Raw genomic sequence first — 15,093 nt, 5'->3', positions numbered from 1 at the left:
ATATTGATATACACATCACCACATAGCAACATTTCCAATATCATAGGCACTAATGCTGAGGATATTGATACGCCAAAACAAGGCAGCGATCGCTACCTTCTTATGGCCGTGGTCATACTGATGACCTTCGGAATGCTGGCGGTGTATTCTTCCATTGCTTTCTTTGCAGAGACCAAATCAACCACTGCTGGACAACTGATCCTGAGTCATATAGTTAAATTGGGCATCGCCTTTTTTGTACTGCTGATATTTTCCAAGATCAATTATCATACTATTGCCAAGTTCAGCCGAATTGGAATGGTTATCAGCTTATTCCTTCTGGTAGCTGTAATCGCCTTCGGTACTGAACAATTTGGAGCCAAACGATGGCTGAATCTGGGTGGATTCTCTTTCCAGCCCTCTATGGTAGCTTCAGTAGCTCTGCTTATCCATATATCTGTACTCCTGAATGAGAAACAAGAATACATCAAAGATTTTCAAAAAGCCTTTTTACCGATCCTCTTTTGGATCGTTCTAACCTGTGGGCTTATCGGTTTGGAAGATTTCAGCAGTGCAGCCATACTGATGACTATCTGTTTACTTGTGATGTTTGTTGGCCGAATCAGCGTGATACAGATCGGCACCCTTGTTGCAGTTGGCATACTGGGGGGAATTCTACTGTTAAGTCAATCAACCAATCGCCAGGATCGTATTGAACAATACATCACTCAAATCAAAGATATTCCAAGTGAAAAGATCCTACAGGGAAGTGGATATCAGGCTCAGCAGGCGCATATTGCCATTGCCAAAGGCGAACTCCTAGGTGTTGGTATCGGTAAAAGTTCACAGCGCGACTTCCTGCCCGCTCCTTATAATGATTTCATATTTGCCATTATTGCTGAAGAATATGGCTTATTCGGAGCAATGTCCCTAATACTCCTATTCACACTTATCTTAATACGGGGTGTTGTATTCATTGCACGAAACGCCGAAGACCATCTTGGGTCCCTGCTGGCTGTTGCCTGCACCATGATGATCGTACTCTATGGTTTTGTAAATGCAGGAGTTGCCAGCGGCATTCTGCCTGTAACAGGTTTACCCATGCCATTTGTGAGTTACGGTGGTACCAGTATGGTATTTGCCGGAATAATGGTTGGAATTTTATTGAATATCTCGAAACATGACCGAGACCGGAGGACCCTGTACTATGGATAAGATTAGGATTTTATTAGCTGCAGGAGGAACCGGTGGTCATGTGTACCCGGCCATTGCAATTGCAGATGCATTAAAGGAAGAAGATCCAGATACTGAGATCCTGTTTGTTGGAACCAGAGATCATATGGAGTGGAAAGCAGTGCCAAATGCAGGTTATGATATTCGAAATGTATGGATCAGCGGATTTCACCGACGATTTACGATCAAGAACCTGGTATTCCCTTTAAAACTTGTCGTCAGCTTGTTCCAAAGTTTACGAATACTTTCAGCATACAAACCTCAGGTGGTTGTTTCCTGTGGCGGATATGTAGCCGGACCTATTGGGTGGGTAGCCGGTAAAATGGGAATACCGTTAGTGATCCAGGAACAGAATAGTTTTCCTGGTGTCACGAACCGTTTATTGGCAAAATTTGCCTCAAAGATATTTACAGCGTTCAGGGAAGCAGACAAGTTTTTACCTGCTGATAAAACCTATGTGAGCGGTAACCCAACCCGAGCTTCATTAAATGATGCTGACAGAGATGCGGCATTAAGATCATTCGGTTTTGACGAAAAAAAACCGGTTCTATTGGTGATGGGTGGCAGCGGTGGCGCAAAAACGATCAACGATGCCATGAAAGCAAACATTGAATCTCTGCATGATGAAATTGGATTACAGATCATCTGGCAATGCGGATCAAGATATTACGATACTCTTTCAACTGATGTGGATACTGAAAATTTAAAAAATTTACGACTGACAGCATACCTCGATAACATGACCGAAGCCTATGCCGCCGCAGATCTTGTGATCAGCAGAGCCGGAGCCAGTTCCTGTTCTGAACTTATGCTGACCGGTAAACCGAGTATTCTTATACCCTCTCCTAATGTTGCAGGAGATCACCAAACCCAGAATGCCAAAGCCATGGCAGATGCAGGTGCATCACTACTATTGGAGGACCACAAAATGAAAGAAACCGTAACAGAACTGGTAGAACAATTGATCCGTGATCAACAAAACTTAATGCGTATGAATCAGGCTGCACTAAATCTGGCAAAACCGGATGCGGCAAAATTGATCGCCAAGGAAATTTTAGAAATAGCAACTGAAAAACTATAATCATAGTGGAAAAACGAATCGAAACACAACCTGTATTTGGCAAAACCAAACATATCCACATGGTGGGTATTGGCGGCATTGGCATGAGTGGCATCGCTGAGATCTTGCTGCAGCGGGGTTACAAAGTTACCGGTTCGGATGGTGCTGTCACAGAAACTACGGAAAGATTAAAAGAACTTGGTGCCACAGTTCACAAAGGACATAAAGCGCAATACATTGAAGGCGCTGACGTCGTGGTTTACACCAGTGCGGTGAAAGCTGATGAAAATGTTGAGACCATTGCTGCCATGGAAAAAAGGATCCCAACCATCAAGCGAGCAGAGATGCTTGCCGAACTGATGAAGATGAAATATGGGATCGGAGTGGCAGGAACTCACGGTAAAACAACCACCACAACAATGATCGGCCACGTAACACAGGATGGCAATTATGATCCAACTATCATTGTAGGTGGAAAAGTACACAGTTTTGATAAAACCAATGCCGTAGTCGGAAAAGGTGATCTGATAGTAGTAGAGGCCGACGAATTTGACCGAACTTTTCTCCGGCTCAATCCTTCACTTGCCATCATTACGAATATTGAAGCTGAACACCTCGATATCTACAATGATCTGGATGATGTAAAACAGGCTTTCATCGATTATGCCAATAAAGTACCCTTCTACGGTGCGGTTATCGTTTGTCTGGATGATCCAAATGTGCGCAGTATTCTGCCACAACTTGAAAAACGTGTGATCACTTATGGATTGAATCCACAGGCACAACTACGGGCGGTTGATATTCGTACTGATGCATTTACAAGCACCTTAGCCGTGTTGTGGGAAGGCGAGAAACTTGGAGTCGTGACACTGAAAGCTCCCGGTGAGCACAACGTTTTAAATGCATTGGCAGCTATTGCCACCGGTTTGGAATTGAATATTGATTTCAAACTTATAAAGAAAGGCATAGAACATTTTGAAGGGGTTTTTAGAAGGTTCCAATTGAAATACGATAATGGATGCATGGTGATCGATGACTATGCTCATCACCCTACTGAGGTGCAGGCTAGCTTACAGGCAGCCCACCAGGGCTGGCCAGACAGACGTGTTGTAGCTGTCTTTCAGCCACACCTGTACTCCAGAACACAGGAATTGTATAAGGAATTCGGGCTTTCATTCTTTGATGCCGAGATGCTCATAGTAACAGATGTATATCCATCCCGGGAGAAACCTATCGAAGGTGTGACCGGTAAATTAATATCTGACACAGCCGAGCGATACGGGCATAAAAATGTGACTTACGTGAAGAATAAAGAGGACATCACAAAGACTCTTAAAGAAGTCGCTCGTGAAGGTGACATCATTATCACGATGGGTGCCGGAGACATTTACAGATTCGGTGAAGATTTTATCGAAGCATTGGAATCAGGATCATTCAAACCAAAAGCAAAATAGTTGAGTAATAAGGAATCAAATAAAACCCTTTTACCATGGATTACCGGAATTATGATGGTGATCGCCGTAGCAGTGCTTGCAGCTGTGTATTGGAACCGGAATGTGACGGTGCAGGAGCTGGAAATCAATAAACTGACTTTCACTGAAATCGAGGAGATTGAAGCTGCCGCTGCTGTTCCATTCGGTATACAGCCCGATAGTCTCGATATTCAAGCAGTTGCCGACCGAGTGGAAAAACTAAACTACGTTCGATCCGTCAGTCCATATATTGAACCAAACGGTGACCTCAGGCTGACGATCGCGGAGCGTGAGCCCATTGCTATGCTGATCGACGGTGCAAACAGATCATACGTAGATGCTGAGGGAATTATTCTTCCGATTTTGGAAGCCAAAACACCTGATGTTCCGCTTCTCTATGGATACGCAGTGAATACGAATGATACCTTAAAAGATGAGGCTTTTTTACAGGTTAGGGATTTTTTAATGAAGGCCAAGATCGATGGATTTGGATGGACGACCATCAGTGAAGTGGTCTATGATCACACAGACGGTGTTGTGGCTTTAAGCCAGGAAAACGGAGTGAAGCTGATATTCGGTCGCAATGATTTTGAATTGAAACTTGAAAACTGGAAGGCATTTTACAAGCTGGTAATTCGAACCAAAGGAATACAATCGATGCAACAAGTTGATCTGCGATTCTCAAATCAGGTGGTAACCCGTGAAATATAGTTTTAAAAACTTTTTGTTTACTGAAAAACGAAGAATACTCAAACCAAAACCGGTTCCGTCGATTTCAAAGACGCATGCCAACATTGAAATGGAAGATGAGGCTTTGCATTTAATCGAGGCCTTATTGAGATCACCCCACCCAGCTGAGAATGATGAAATTTCAGAATTTTATTCAGAAGTAAGACAGCAAAACGAACAGGGAGTTGAATCAGCATCAGAGTGGTTCGACAGAATTACATCCAGCAATAAATAAAGAACATTAGCAATCAACAAATACAGCGGATCATCATGGAAGAACAAGAAAACATAATGGTAGGTCTCGATATAGGGACCACAAAAATTTGCGCAATCGTAGCATCTATTGATGAACAGGAACGGATCAACATACTTGGCGTTGGTAAAGCCCAAAGCGATGGCCTGAACCGTGGCGTGGTCGTTAACATAGACAAAACCGTGAATGCGATTAAGGATGCCATTGCACAGGCCGAACTAGCCTCAGGCATTCAGGTTCAATCCGTAAATGTTGGTATTGCCGGAGACCACATCAGAAGTATGCGAAGTAAGGGTGTGATCACCATTAATAATAAAGACAATGAGATCACAACTAAGGATGTGGAACGCCTGTTAGAAGATTGTCAGCGTATCATGCTCCCAACCGATCAACAAATCCTGCATGTGATCCCGCAGGAATTCGTAGTTGACGGTCAGGACGGCATCAGTGACCCCGTTGGAATGAGCGGAATGCGCATGGAAGCTGAGGTCCATATCATCACCGGTCTGGTTTCCGCTGCAAAGAATATGTATCGCTGTGTAGAAAGAGCCGGCTATCAGGTAGCTGATCTGATCCTCGAACCGCTGGCCTCCTCCTATTCTGTATTGGATGAAGAGGAAAAAGAAGCCGGTGTCGTTCTAGTTGATATTGGTGGTGGAACAACTGACCTCGCCATTTTCCAGGACAATACTATCCGTCACACCGCTGTTGTGGCTATAGCCGGACAGAAAGTTACCGATGACATTCGCCTTGGACTCAGCGTACTTGATGATCAGGCAGAAACTTTAAAACGAAAGCATGGTGAATGCTATGCCGATCTGATCGAAGAGGATGAGGTAATCACAGTTCCGGGAATTGCCGGTCGCCCTCCAAAGGAGATCACCAAAAGTATACTTGCCAAGATCATTCAGGCCCGTATGGAAGAGATTCTTGAGATCGTTGGCATTGAGATCAAACGAAGCGGTTACGCTGATGCAATGAGCGCCGGTGTGGTTATTACAGGTGGCGGTTCACTGATCAAAAATATCTGCCCGCTTGCAAACGAAATTTTAGGCCTGGATGCCAAAGTTGGTATACCACTAGGTATAACAGGCGGACTTAAAGAAGAGGTAAACAGTCCGATCTATGCTACCGGTGTAGGTCTGGTTATGCACGCTCTAAGATCGGGAACAGCCAACAATCAGGCTATGATACCCGATTCGACCAAAGGAACCAACGTAGAACAGGTGATGCAGAAGATCACCGAACGTATGAAGAGTTGGTTCAAAGAGCTTTAGAAGTACAAATAAGCAATCAATAATACAAAGGAATGAAACCGTCTGACGAATGTTACAAGCTATTTTGCTTGAATCATCCATCATACCGACTAAGAGCGGTCAGATGGATACCTATTCTTTCGTATGACGGATGGAATTCCAAACGCAATCATCTACAACAATAACAATCCAGTAAAAAATAACAACTCAAAAGGAGTTAACATCATGGCTAACAATACACGTTTCTTTTTCGACGAGCAGAGCCAGGAAAACGCCAAGATCAAGGTGATCGGCGTCGGCGGCGGTGGCGGTAACGCCATTAACAATATGATAAACATGGGGCTTGAAAGTGTGGAGTACATCGCCCTTAATACAGATGCTCAGGCTCTTAAAAACAGCATGGCAGATATTAAGATCCAGGTAGGCTCAGCCCTGACCAATGGACTTGGTGCGGGTGCCAGACCTGAAATAGGTCGCGAGGCAGTTGAGGAAAACCGTCACGAGATCGAGGAATCCATAGAAAATGCCGATATGGTCTTTGTTACTGCCGGCATGGGCGGTGGAACCGGAACCGGAGGAGCTCCTGTGGTAGCTGGTATTGCCAAACGCAGAGGTATTTTAACTGTGGGTATCATTACCACCCCATTCGAATGTGAAGGGAAGGTTCGCAAGAAATATGCCCTTGAAGGTATAACCGAGCTGAAGAAAAACTGTGATACGGTTATCGTGATCCCCAACGAGCGACTTCTTGATATCGCGGATGAAAATACATCCCTGATGGAAGCATTCGCTATGGCAAATGAAGTACTTTATAATGCAACCCGTGGTATCAGCGACCTTATCCTCATGCCGGGCCTTATTAACCTTGACTTTGCTGATGTTCGCACAACCATGAGCGATGGTGGAGCCGCCATAATGGGATCAGCTACAGCTGAAGGTCCTGATAGAGCTGAGAAAGCTGCGCGTGCTGCTATCAACTCACCTCTGTTAGACGGTGTAAGTATCCGAGGGGCCCGCAATGTATTGGTTAATATTTCAGCCGGTGCAAATCTGGGTATGCGTGAGACTACAACAGCCACCAATATCATCCATGATGAAGCCGGTGAAAATGCTGAGATCATTCTCGGTACCGTACTTGATGAGAATTTCGGGGATGAGATCAGAGTAACCGTTATTTCAACAGGATTTGAGCTTTCAGAGGATCGTTCAACAGCGAAAGTCGCTAACAATTCCAAAGACAGCATGCTAAATAAAGCAGCTCAAAATGCACAAACTAATATTCAAAAGCGTTCAGAAGAATCGGATGTTCCTAAGCGGTTCCAAAGAGGAACCGGTGATTATTACAAAGGTGAAAATAACCTGAAGAAACTGGACACTCCCTCTTACCTTCGACGCGATATTAACGTTCGACGTCAGGAAGAGGAAAATGCAGAGACGCCTGAACAGGATGAAAAACAAAACTCTGACGCTCAGGATAACATAGCACCATTTCAGAGCAGAACTGAACGCATTCGAAAGGATGACACCGACCAACCCGCTTTCCTTCGAAAAATAATGGATTGATTGAGTTGATGATTATACCGGTTCAATGACGGTACCACGGGTGTGGTATCCCTGAGAATCATCTTTTTACTGGATATAGCTTAATTCAAGCTATAGATTGCTAACAACAGGAAAGGCTCCTTGATAGGGAGCCTTTTCTTTTTATTACTGATTTTTGGGTCATCTTTTCCATATTATAACTTTCGCACCTCACAAAATAGACCAGATCAGTCGGATAGCCATGGCAATTGCAAGAACTCCAAACCCCCATTGTAACCACTTTCGGTTGATCTTATGGTTCAGGTAAGCCCCCCCAAATCCACCAACCAATCCACCGATAGAAAGTGGCAAAGCCGCTCCAAAGTCCACATACCCAACATTGAACTCCGTAATACCTGAGACTGCACCCGTTTCAAAGGCAAGCTGAAGCCAGCCCGTGGTAACCATGATGATCATCCCCAGGTGCGATACACTCACAGCCTTACGAAAGGGTTGTTTATAGAACAAATTCATGATCGGCACCATTACACCGCCGCCGCCCACACCGGCCAATGAGGCAACAAAACCACCAATCCCGCCAGTCACAAAGGATCTGCCCACCGTCATATCCACATAGGTTCTGTCAAATTCATTAGAAGTGTCTTTCCCTCTACTAAACATCATCCAGGATACATAAATAAGCATCAATGAAAAAAAGATCACGAACTCAGTTTCTTTGTAATAAGGTGAGGTCAAAACTTGTTTACCTGCAAATATTCCGATCGCTCCCATTAAACCTAACAACAGTCCCTCTTTCAAGAACACATTCTTTTGGATGTACTGCCTCACCAGACTCCCGGAAGCCGCAATGAATGTACAGAACAAAGCTGATGCTATGGTCCAAATTACAGGATCTTCTACGCCGGCTCCGCTAAACAGAAAAAATAAAACCGGTGTGAATATGATCCCACCACCAATACCAAGCAGGCCGGCTAAAACACCGGCTCCCAAACCTATGATGAGTAAAATAATGATCTCACCCAAGGTTGATCTCCCCTGTTAGATACGTCACCGCATGACCAAGTATTTCAACCCTGTCGCCCTTCATGCGGCAGGTCAGGTCTCCACCTCTTTTAGAGATCTGACGAGCGTTAAGTTCTTTTTTGCCCAGTTTTTTACTCCAAAACGGTGCACTTTTGGTATGTGCCGACCCCGTAACCGGATCTTCATCCACCCCCGATTGCGGAGCAAAAAATCTTGATACAAAATCAACTTCGTCACCTTTAGCTGTCACTATCACACCCCGAGCCGGAATTTCTTTCAGCATTTTCATGTCAGGTTTAACGGCGGCCACTTCACTTTCAGAATCCACTATGATCATGTAATCATCGGTCTTATAAACATCTGAGGTCTTCTTCAATCCAAGTGATTTGAAAAGAACTTCCGGAGGCTTAACTCTCGGCATTTCAACAGCCGGAAAATTCATCCGGAGCATTCCTCCTTCCCGGCCAACCGTTAAGATCCCGCTTTTGCTTTTAAAAACTATCTCTTCACCCTCAAATCCAAGCTCCTCAAACAGTACATGCGCAGTAGCCAATGTGGCATGGCCGCAGAGATCTACTTCTGTTGTTGGAGTAAACCATCTCAGCCGGTAACTATCTCCTTCTTTAACAAAAAAAGCTGTCTCGGAAAGATTATTCTCAGCTGCGATTTTCTGCATTTGTTCATCTCTCAGCCACTCACTTAAAGGAACAATAGCCGCCGGATTTCCCGCAAATAACGTGTCAGTAAACGCGTCAACCTGATATATGGAAAGCTTCATGAACTTGGTCTTTCTTTTAATGTTGTATCAATTATTTAAAGTACAGTCATTTTTTTAAGATGTAAAAACTATGTTTTGTAAATCTTTATGACTTCAAACAAGATTTTCACCTCCTGTCTTTGTTCAATTAGATTGGAATTTTCGGTTTATGGATGTGTATCTTTGCGGCGATCCAGACCTATTCATCAAATAAAAACCTATGAGAATTCTAATTATCGTTGGTCTGCTCTACTTTTCAACGGCCTCTACTTTTGGTCAGATCAAAGCAGAGCTGGACTCTATTGACGTTACCGCGTCACGGATTACCACTACCATCTCAGAAAGCGGAAAGAATGTGTCCGTCATTACCCAGACCGATATTCAGGAAATGCCTGTCCAATCAGTTGATGACCTGCTTCGAAGCCTCCCGGGAGTAAATATAAATGGCCGTGCAGGCTTCGGTGTGCAAGCTGATGTGGGCGTTCGCGGAAGCACCTTTTCTCAGGTCATGTTCCTTCTTGACAACACTCCGCTTAACGATCCGCTGACCGCTCATTTCAATACAAATATTCCTGTAGCTTTGTCCGAGATCGCACAAATTGAATTGATCCGTGGACCAGCAAGTACTTCTTATGGAGCCGATGCCGTTGGTGGTGTCATTCACATCAAAACAAAGACTTATATGAGAAAGGAGATCGAAGCTGCCGAAAAGCTTCAAACCCGTACCAATTTCGATATCTCTGCTGGTGAAAATGCACTGCGCATTATTGATGCCTCTGCATGGATCGCTAAAAAGAATATTCGGTTCAGCACTTCCTTTCGTAGTGCAGATTCAGACGGAGAGCAATTTCGTAATCCGGGATTTGATAAGGGAGTCTCATCCAATGAAAACTATAATTCATATTTCGATATGATGAACCTGTCGGCTGCCTTGTCTATCAATTTTGCAGATAATTGGAACTGGTACGTACGCTCAGGCCTCGAAAATCGTGATTTCAACGCCCGCTATTTTTATACTCGCAGCATTTATGACGAATCAGTTGAAAGTATTGACAGTCGCTGGGCTCTTTCAACCTTGACCTTTGATAAAGGTAACCATCGTTCTGAGGTAAATGCATCGTACCGCCAAGTTGAGGATGTCTTCGATTTCAACACTGCCATAGCTTCAGCTAATGTTCATGAAACTGATCTTGTTTTTTTGAATGCCTCTCATCAATATGAGCTTGATAATGATCAGCTATCATCCATTTCGGGATCGCTGAATTTTATGCGGTTAATGTTAGGCGGGCAGGTATTGAACAAACAGATCGTAAGTACCGACCGTGGTGATCATAAAAATAACTCTTGGGGATTGTATGGTATCCATACCATGAAATATGATTTTGGACTGAGTGTCACTTCCAGCCTTCGGCTGCAGTCCAATCCGGTCAGTGACCTCTCTTTTCTGCCACAGGTCAGTGCGGCATATGATGCCGGACCGGTTGTTGTAAGAACCTCCATAGGACGTGCAATCAGAGAGGGGGATTTCACAGAACGGTATATCTCATCAGAAATTCCGAATCTTACACCGGGTCGTAATATCGGAAACCCCGATCTTCTGCCTGAAGAATCAACCACTTTTGATGTTGGCCTTGATATCACCCCGACCAACAACCTACTGATCTCTCCCACCTTCTTCTACAGATCCTCTAGTAACCTGATCGATTATACATTGACAAACTCATCTGCCATTACTAACGCAGATAACCTCGTAGCCGGTGAGAATTACTTCTATGCCTCCAATATCTCAGAAAGTGATGTGATGGGACTGGAATTTATTTCCGCGCTTTCCAGCAAACTGACTTCCAAGAGCAACCTAAGAACAGAAGCAGGCTACACCTACATTAAAACGGAAAGTGATGGTAATAGCATATCCCGGTATATTGCCAATCATCCATCCCATCAGTTGAGTTTGAAATTGGCCTTAAATACGGGTGATATCTCCATTCAGACCCTTTCAAAATACAACGTAAGGTCTGAACAATCGGAGGCACTGATCAACGCTGAGGTCCCTGAAGAATATTTTGTAACCGATCTGAAAGTAGCCTATAAACCACTTGGCGGACGAGTTCAGCTTTATACCCAGGTTATTAATCTGACTGACACACAGTATCAGGAGATCCTTGGCGCCCCGCTTCCCGGCCGTTGGATCTTGGGTGGCATTAAGTACAGTTTGTGATAACCCGGATCTAAATATTCCAGCCAATAATGTAGAGACACAGGATTAAGACTCGTTTCCAGGCTACAGCTTGGGAACGAGTGCTGGTACCTTTTGACTCGTTCCCAAGCTCCGGCTTGGGAACGCAAGAGGAGAAGCTCCTGCTTCAAACTCAGATCATTTCAACCACCGAAAACCGTAACTGGTATCAATCCTTCTTTACCCATATAATTCCTTGCAAATGAATATCTCCAATGAGCCGGATCATCTACATATCCTCTTTTAACCGGATTGAAATGAACATATTCCAGTTTTTGTGCCAATATTTCATATGTAAATAATTGCTTTGGATGAAAACCCTCCTGCCAAACCTGATATTTACTTTCAGTTTTGTGTTCCAGCTTAGCTCTCTGCAACGACCGTAAAGTTCTGACACTGTTATTTTCATTCAGGGAGGCAATGACCTGGTGAGCCGTAAAGGCCTTAAAGTTTTTGACATGTTTTGCTAATTCCTCGCCTTTTGCAATTAAGTGCATGTGATTTTCCATTACTACATATGCATTTAATTCAACCTCTCGTTTTGTTTGTAAGAAAATTAACGCGTCCAAAATAAATTGGACTATTATTGGATTTTTGAACAATGGTATACCATCTACTATACTGCTTGTTAGGAAGTATGGATAGTGTTCTTTGTGTATTTTGTACCTGCTTCTTCCCATGATTTTTTCTTAGTAAGAGCGATTTCTTTTATACTCCTTACATTAGAATTTGAAGCAGGAGCTTCAGAATAGCGTTACCAAGCCGGAGCTTGGTAACGAGTAAGGGACACAAAATTTTGTATCCCTTACTAATAACCAGACAGGTGCTTCTCCAGCTTGGGAACGAGTGCTGCTACCTTTATCTTTAAGAATTAGCATATTCAGTTCAAAATTCATTAATGAAAATCTACCCCGATTCACTTTTAGATAAACTTGGCTTCGAGCAAATTCGCATTGCAGCATTGGAACTCACCCAGTCTGTCCGTTCTGAAGAACTCCTCGAAACCCTGCGTCCTACATCCGATCCCAAGCGCGTTGAATTATTAACTGGTCAAACGGCCGAAATGCTAGAGGTCATAGCAGACCCCGATCCATTCCCATTGGGTGAGGTACCCGAGATCAGGGACTATCTATCAGCCTCTAAAGCAGAAGGAAGTCTGATCCCTCTCCCCGCTTTTGTTGATATCCTTAAGATCTGCTCTGTCACCCGAAGAGTTAAGAATTTTTTAAGACAAAGGGATAAAGATCACCCGGAACTTGCCAAGGTTTCGAAAGGACTTATTCCTATGAAGGATCTTGAGAAAAGTATTAAGGAAAAGGTTACGGACCATGGAGAACTCAGGGATGATGCAAGTACAGAGCTTCAGTCTATCCGGAGAAAACTTAATAAACGAAAAAGTGATCTCCGCGGCACCATAAACCGGGCTATGGCCAAGGCATCCAAAGATGGCATGGCTTCTGATGAGGGTGCCACAATTCGCAATGGTCGAATGGTAATTCCTGTACAGGCTGAATTCAAGCGAAAGGTACAGGGATTCGTTCACGATGTTTCATCAAGTGGTCAAACAGTGTACATAGAACCGGTGGAAGCGCTGAATATGAACAACGAGATCCGTCAGTTTGAGGCTGAAGAACAACGGGAAATAGAACGAATTCTACGGGAGTTGACAAATCACGTTCGTGATAACAGGAAATACATTGATCAAAATACCCTCTTTCTTGCTAAAATAGATGTGATAGCTGCCAAGGCCAAGCTTACCAAAAAGCTGGAGGCACAGATACCTATCCTTGCCAAAAAAAATTATTTGAGTGTTAAAGAAGCATATAACCCGATCTTACGGCTCAAAAATCTCAACATCCGAAAAGAGGAAGACCGCGAGGTCATCATCCCTTTATTTTTGAAGATGGAAGAGGATGAGCGCTGCCTGATGATAACCGGTCCCAATGCCGGAGGTAAATCTGTGGCCATGAAGACGGTTGGATTACTTTCTCTGATGATGCAATCCGGCTTTGGCGTTCCGGCCGACCCAACTTCTGAACTGCCTATCTTTACAGGTGTCTTCGTGGATATGGGAGACGATCAGTCTATTGAGGACGATCTGAGTACCTTTTCATCCCGACTTCAATGGATGCGGGAGACCATAAAGAAATTTGAGGCCGGAAGCCTGGTCCTGATCGATGAAGCTGCGGCAGGTACCGATCCCGAAGAAGGAGGTGCTCTTTTTCAGTCCTTTATAGAAAGAATGTTGGAACAGGATTGCAAGGTTATTGTGACCACGCACCATGGATCACTGAAAGTATTTGCACACGAGCACCCGATGGCTGTAAACGGATCCATGGAGTTCGATCAGGCAACGCTCTCCCCCACTTATCGGTTCAAGAAAGGGATACCTGGAAGCAGTTACGCCTTTGAAATTGCTCAGCGCATGAAGCTTGATGATAATGTATTGAAACGCGCCGGGGTATTGCTGGGTGAGGCCAAGAATAGGATGGAATCGCTTATTACTGAACTGGAAACGAAGTCGCAACAGGCCGCAGAGCTAAAAGATAAATACACCTCACTTCAGGCTAAGGCAGAATCGGAACGGAAAAAATTCGAAAATAAGATACAGGCTATTGAGAAGGACAAAGAGAAGATCCGCGAGAAGGCCCTCAAGGAAGCCAAGTCGATCATGGATTCAGCCAATCAGCGCGTCGAGCAAGCTGTACAGCGTATAGTAGAGCAGAATAAGGCGGATAAGGATGAGATCAAGGAGATCCGTAAGGAAGTAGATGAGGAGAAGAAATCCATTGACCGCTCACTACAGGAAATTGAAGAGAATAAAGAAGAGCGTGAACAGGTTACGGATGACCCGCCCAAAGAGGGAGACCATGTACGTTTCAAGGATGGACATACTAGCGGAGAATTAGTGGAGGTCAATGGTAAAAACGCTGTTGTTCAGGCCGGTGGACTAAGACTTAAGACCAAGTACAAAAACCTTGTGAAGGTTGAACAGCCAAAAACGAAAAAGAAATCCAAAGCCCGTTCATCTGTCATAGTAGGAGATAGTGATCTTGCCAAAGGTCTTGTAAAACCATCCATAGAAGTTCGTGGAATGAGAACCGAAGATGCCCTGCATGAGGTTACCCAGTACATTGATCGCGCAGTGTTTCGCAATATGAATCAGGTAGAGATCATCCACGGTAAAGGTGATGGTATCTTACGGAGTCAGATTCAATCATACCTTAACACCCGTAAAGATGTGAAAAGAGTGGAAACGGCACCAATTGAGAGAGGTGGCGCCGGGGTTACGATCGTAGAGTTGAAATAGAATCAAAGGTTTTGATCACTGATTTGGGGATTATAATGGTTTTAACCTAAGTAATTGAAGATTTCGAATGTTGAATTCACTACTCACCCCACACGCTCTGTGCTGGAGCGGATGCCAATGTTTCTTTTATTCTCTGCTTAATACTTATCGCTTGGAACCGGAGTTTTCTACAGCATTCCAAACTAGACGTTCCGAACGAGAAAGAATCTATAGAATAAAAATGGGCTGAAGCTCTAACTCCAA

At 44.1% G+C, this 15,093-nt stretch carries 12 protein-coding genes; 9 read left to right on the top strand and 3 right to left on the bottom strand.

Annotation, left to right across the window (positions count from 1 at the left end; translation table 11 throughout):
- Positions 1-3: 3 nt before the first annotated feature.
- The 7 genes from ACKGJO_RS00690 (at position 4) to ftsZ (ending at position 7,545) form a co-directional block, all read left to right on the top strand.
- The gene (locus tag ACKGJO_RS00690; protein WP_411321475.1) at positions 4-1,194 is read left to right on the top strand and encodes an FtsW/RodA/SpoVE family cell cycle protein; all 1,191 of its coding nucleotides are present in this window, start codon (positions 4-6) and stop codon (positions 1,192-1,194) included.
- Positions 1,187-2,293, top strand: coding sequence for an undecaprenyldiphospho-muramoylpentapeptide beta-N-acetylglucosaminyltransferase (gene murG / locus ACKGJO_RS00685; RefSeq protein ID WP_411321474.1), 1,107 nt, complete (start codon positions 1,187-1,189; stop codon positions 2,291-2,293). The genes ACKGJO_RS00690 and murG overlap by 8 nt, the downstream gene beginning before the upstream one ends.
- Positions 2,294-2,352: 59 nt before the next feature.
- The gene (gene murC, locus ACKGJO_RS00680; protein WP_411323259.1) at positions 2,353-3,726 is read left to right on the top strand and encodes a UDP-N-acetylmuramate--L-alanine ligase; all 1,374 of its coding nucleotides are present in this window, start codon (positions 2,353-2,355) and stop codon (positions 3,724-3,726) included.
- Positions 3,727-4,455 (top strand): cell division protein FtsQ/DivIB, encoded by a 729-nt coding sequence (locus ACKGJO_RS00675; RefSeq protein ID WP_411321473.1) that lies wholly within the window; start codon positions 3,727-3,729, stop codon positions 4,453-4,455.
- 13 nt (positions 4,456-4,468) lie between these two features.
- A complete protein-coding gene (locus ACKGJO_RS00670) occupies positions 4,469-4,708 on the top strand; it encodes a hypothetical protein (RefSeq protein WP_411321472.1) in 240 nt (79 codons plus the stop codon).
- A gap of 35 nt (positions 4,709-4,743) precedes the next feature.
- Complete coding sequence (gene ftsA / locus ACKGJO_RS00665; RefSeq protein ID WP_411321471.1) at positions 4,744-6,003, top strand: cell division protein FtsA; 1,260 nt, start codon at positions 4,744-4,746, stop codon at positions 6,001-6,003.
- A 204-nt stretch (positions 6,004-6,207) separates the two neighbouring features.
- Complete coding sequence (gene ftsZ, locus ACKGJO_RS00660; RefSeq protein ID WP_411321470.1) at positions 6,208-7,545, top strand: cell division protein FtsZ; 1,338 nt, start codon at positions 6,208-6,210, stop codon at positions 7,543-7,545.
- 189 nt (positions 7,546-7,734) lie between these two features.
- Here ftsZ and ACKGJO_RS00655 read toward each other — a convergent pair whose 3' ends face one another.
- Together ACKGJO_RS00655 and ACKGJO_RS00650 are read right to left on the bottom strand one after the other, a co-directional pair.
- Positions 7,735-8,547, bottom strand: a complete 813-nt coding sequence (locus tag ACKGJO_RS00655; RefSeq protein WP_411321469.1) for a sulfite exporter TauE/SafE family protein — start codon at positions 8,545-8,547, stop codon at positions 7,735-7,737.
- Positions 8,540-9,325 (bottom strand): PhzF family phenazine biosynthesis protein, encoded by a 786-nt coding sequence (locus tag ACKGJO_RS00650; RefSeq protein WP_411321468.1) that lies wholly within the window; start codon positions 9,323-9,325, stop codon positions 8,540-8,542. Before ACKGJO_RS00650 ends, ACKGJO_RS00655 begins: the two co-directional genes overlap by 8 nt.
- Before the next feature lie 199 nt (positions 9,326-9,524).
- On the opposite strand from ACKGJO_RS00650, the gene ACKGJO_RS00645 reads away from it, so the two are divergent.
- Positions 9,525-11,522, top strand: a complete 1,998-nt coding sequence (locus tag ACKGJO_RS00645) for a TonB-dependent receptor plug domain-containing protein (RefSeq protein WP_411321467.1) — start codon at positions 9,525-9,527, stop codon at positions 11,520-11,522.
- A gap of 161 nt (positions 11,523-11,683) precedes the next feature.
- On the opposite strand, the gene ACKGJO_RS00640 is transcribed toward ACKGJO_RS00645, so the two are convergent.
- A complete protein-coding gene (locus ACKGJO_RS00640) occupies positions 11,684-12,220 on the bottom strand; it encodes an REP-associated tyrosine transposase (RefSeq protein WP_411321466.1) in 537 nt (178 codons plus the stop codon).
- A gap of 218 nt (positions 12,221-12,438) precedes the next feature.
- On the opposite strand from ACKGJO_RS00640, the gene ACKGJO_RS00635 reads away from it, so the two are divergent.
- The gene (locus ACKGJO_RS00635) at positions 12,439-14,850 is read left to right on the top strand and encodes an endonuclease MutS2 (RefSeq protein ID WP_411321465.1); all 2,412 of its coding nucleotides are present in this window, start codon (positions 12,439-12,441) and stop codon (positions 14,848-14,850) included.
- Positions 14,851-15,093: the final 243 nt, after the last annotated feature.

The organism is Gracilimonas qinghaiensis (genome assembly GCF_046602855.1).
GTDB lineage: Bacteria > Bacteroidota > Rhodothermia > Balneolales > Balneolaceae > Gracilimonas.
The sequence above is the reverse complement of the archived record's forward strand: the minus strand, read 5'-3'. Positions and strand labels throughout refer to the sequence as shown.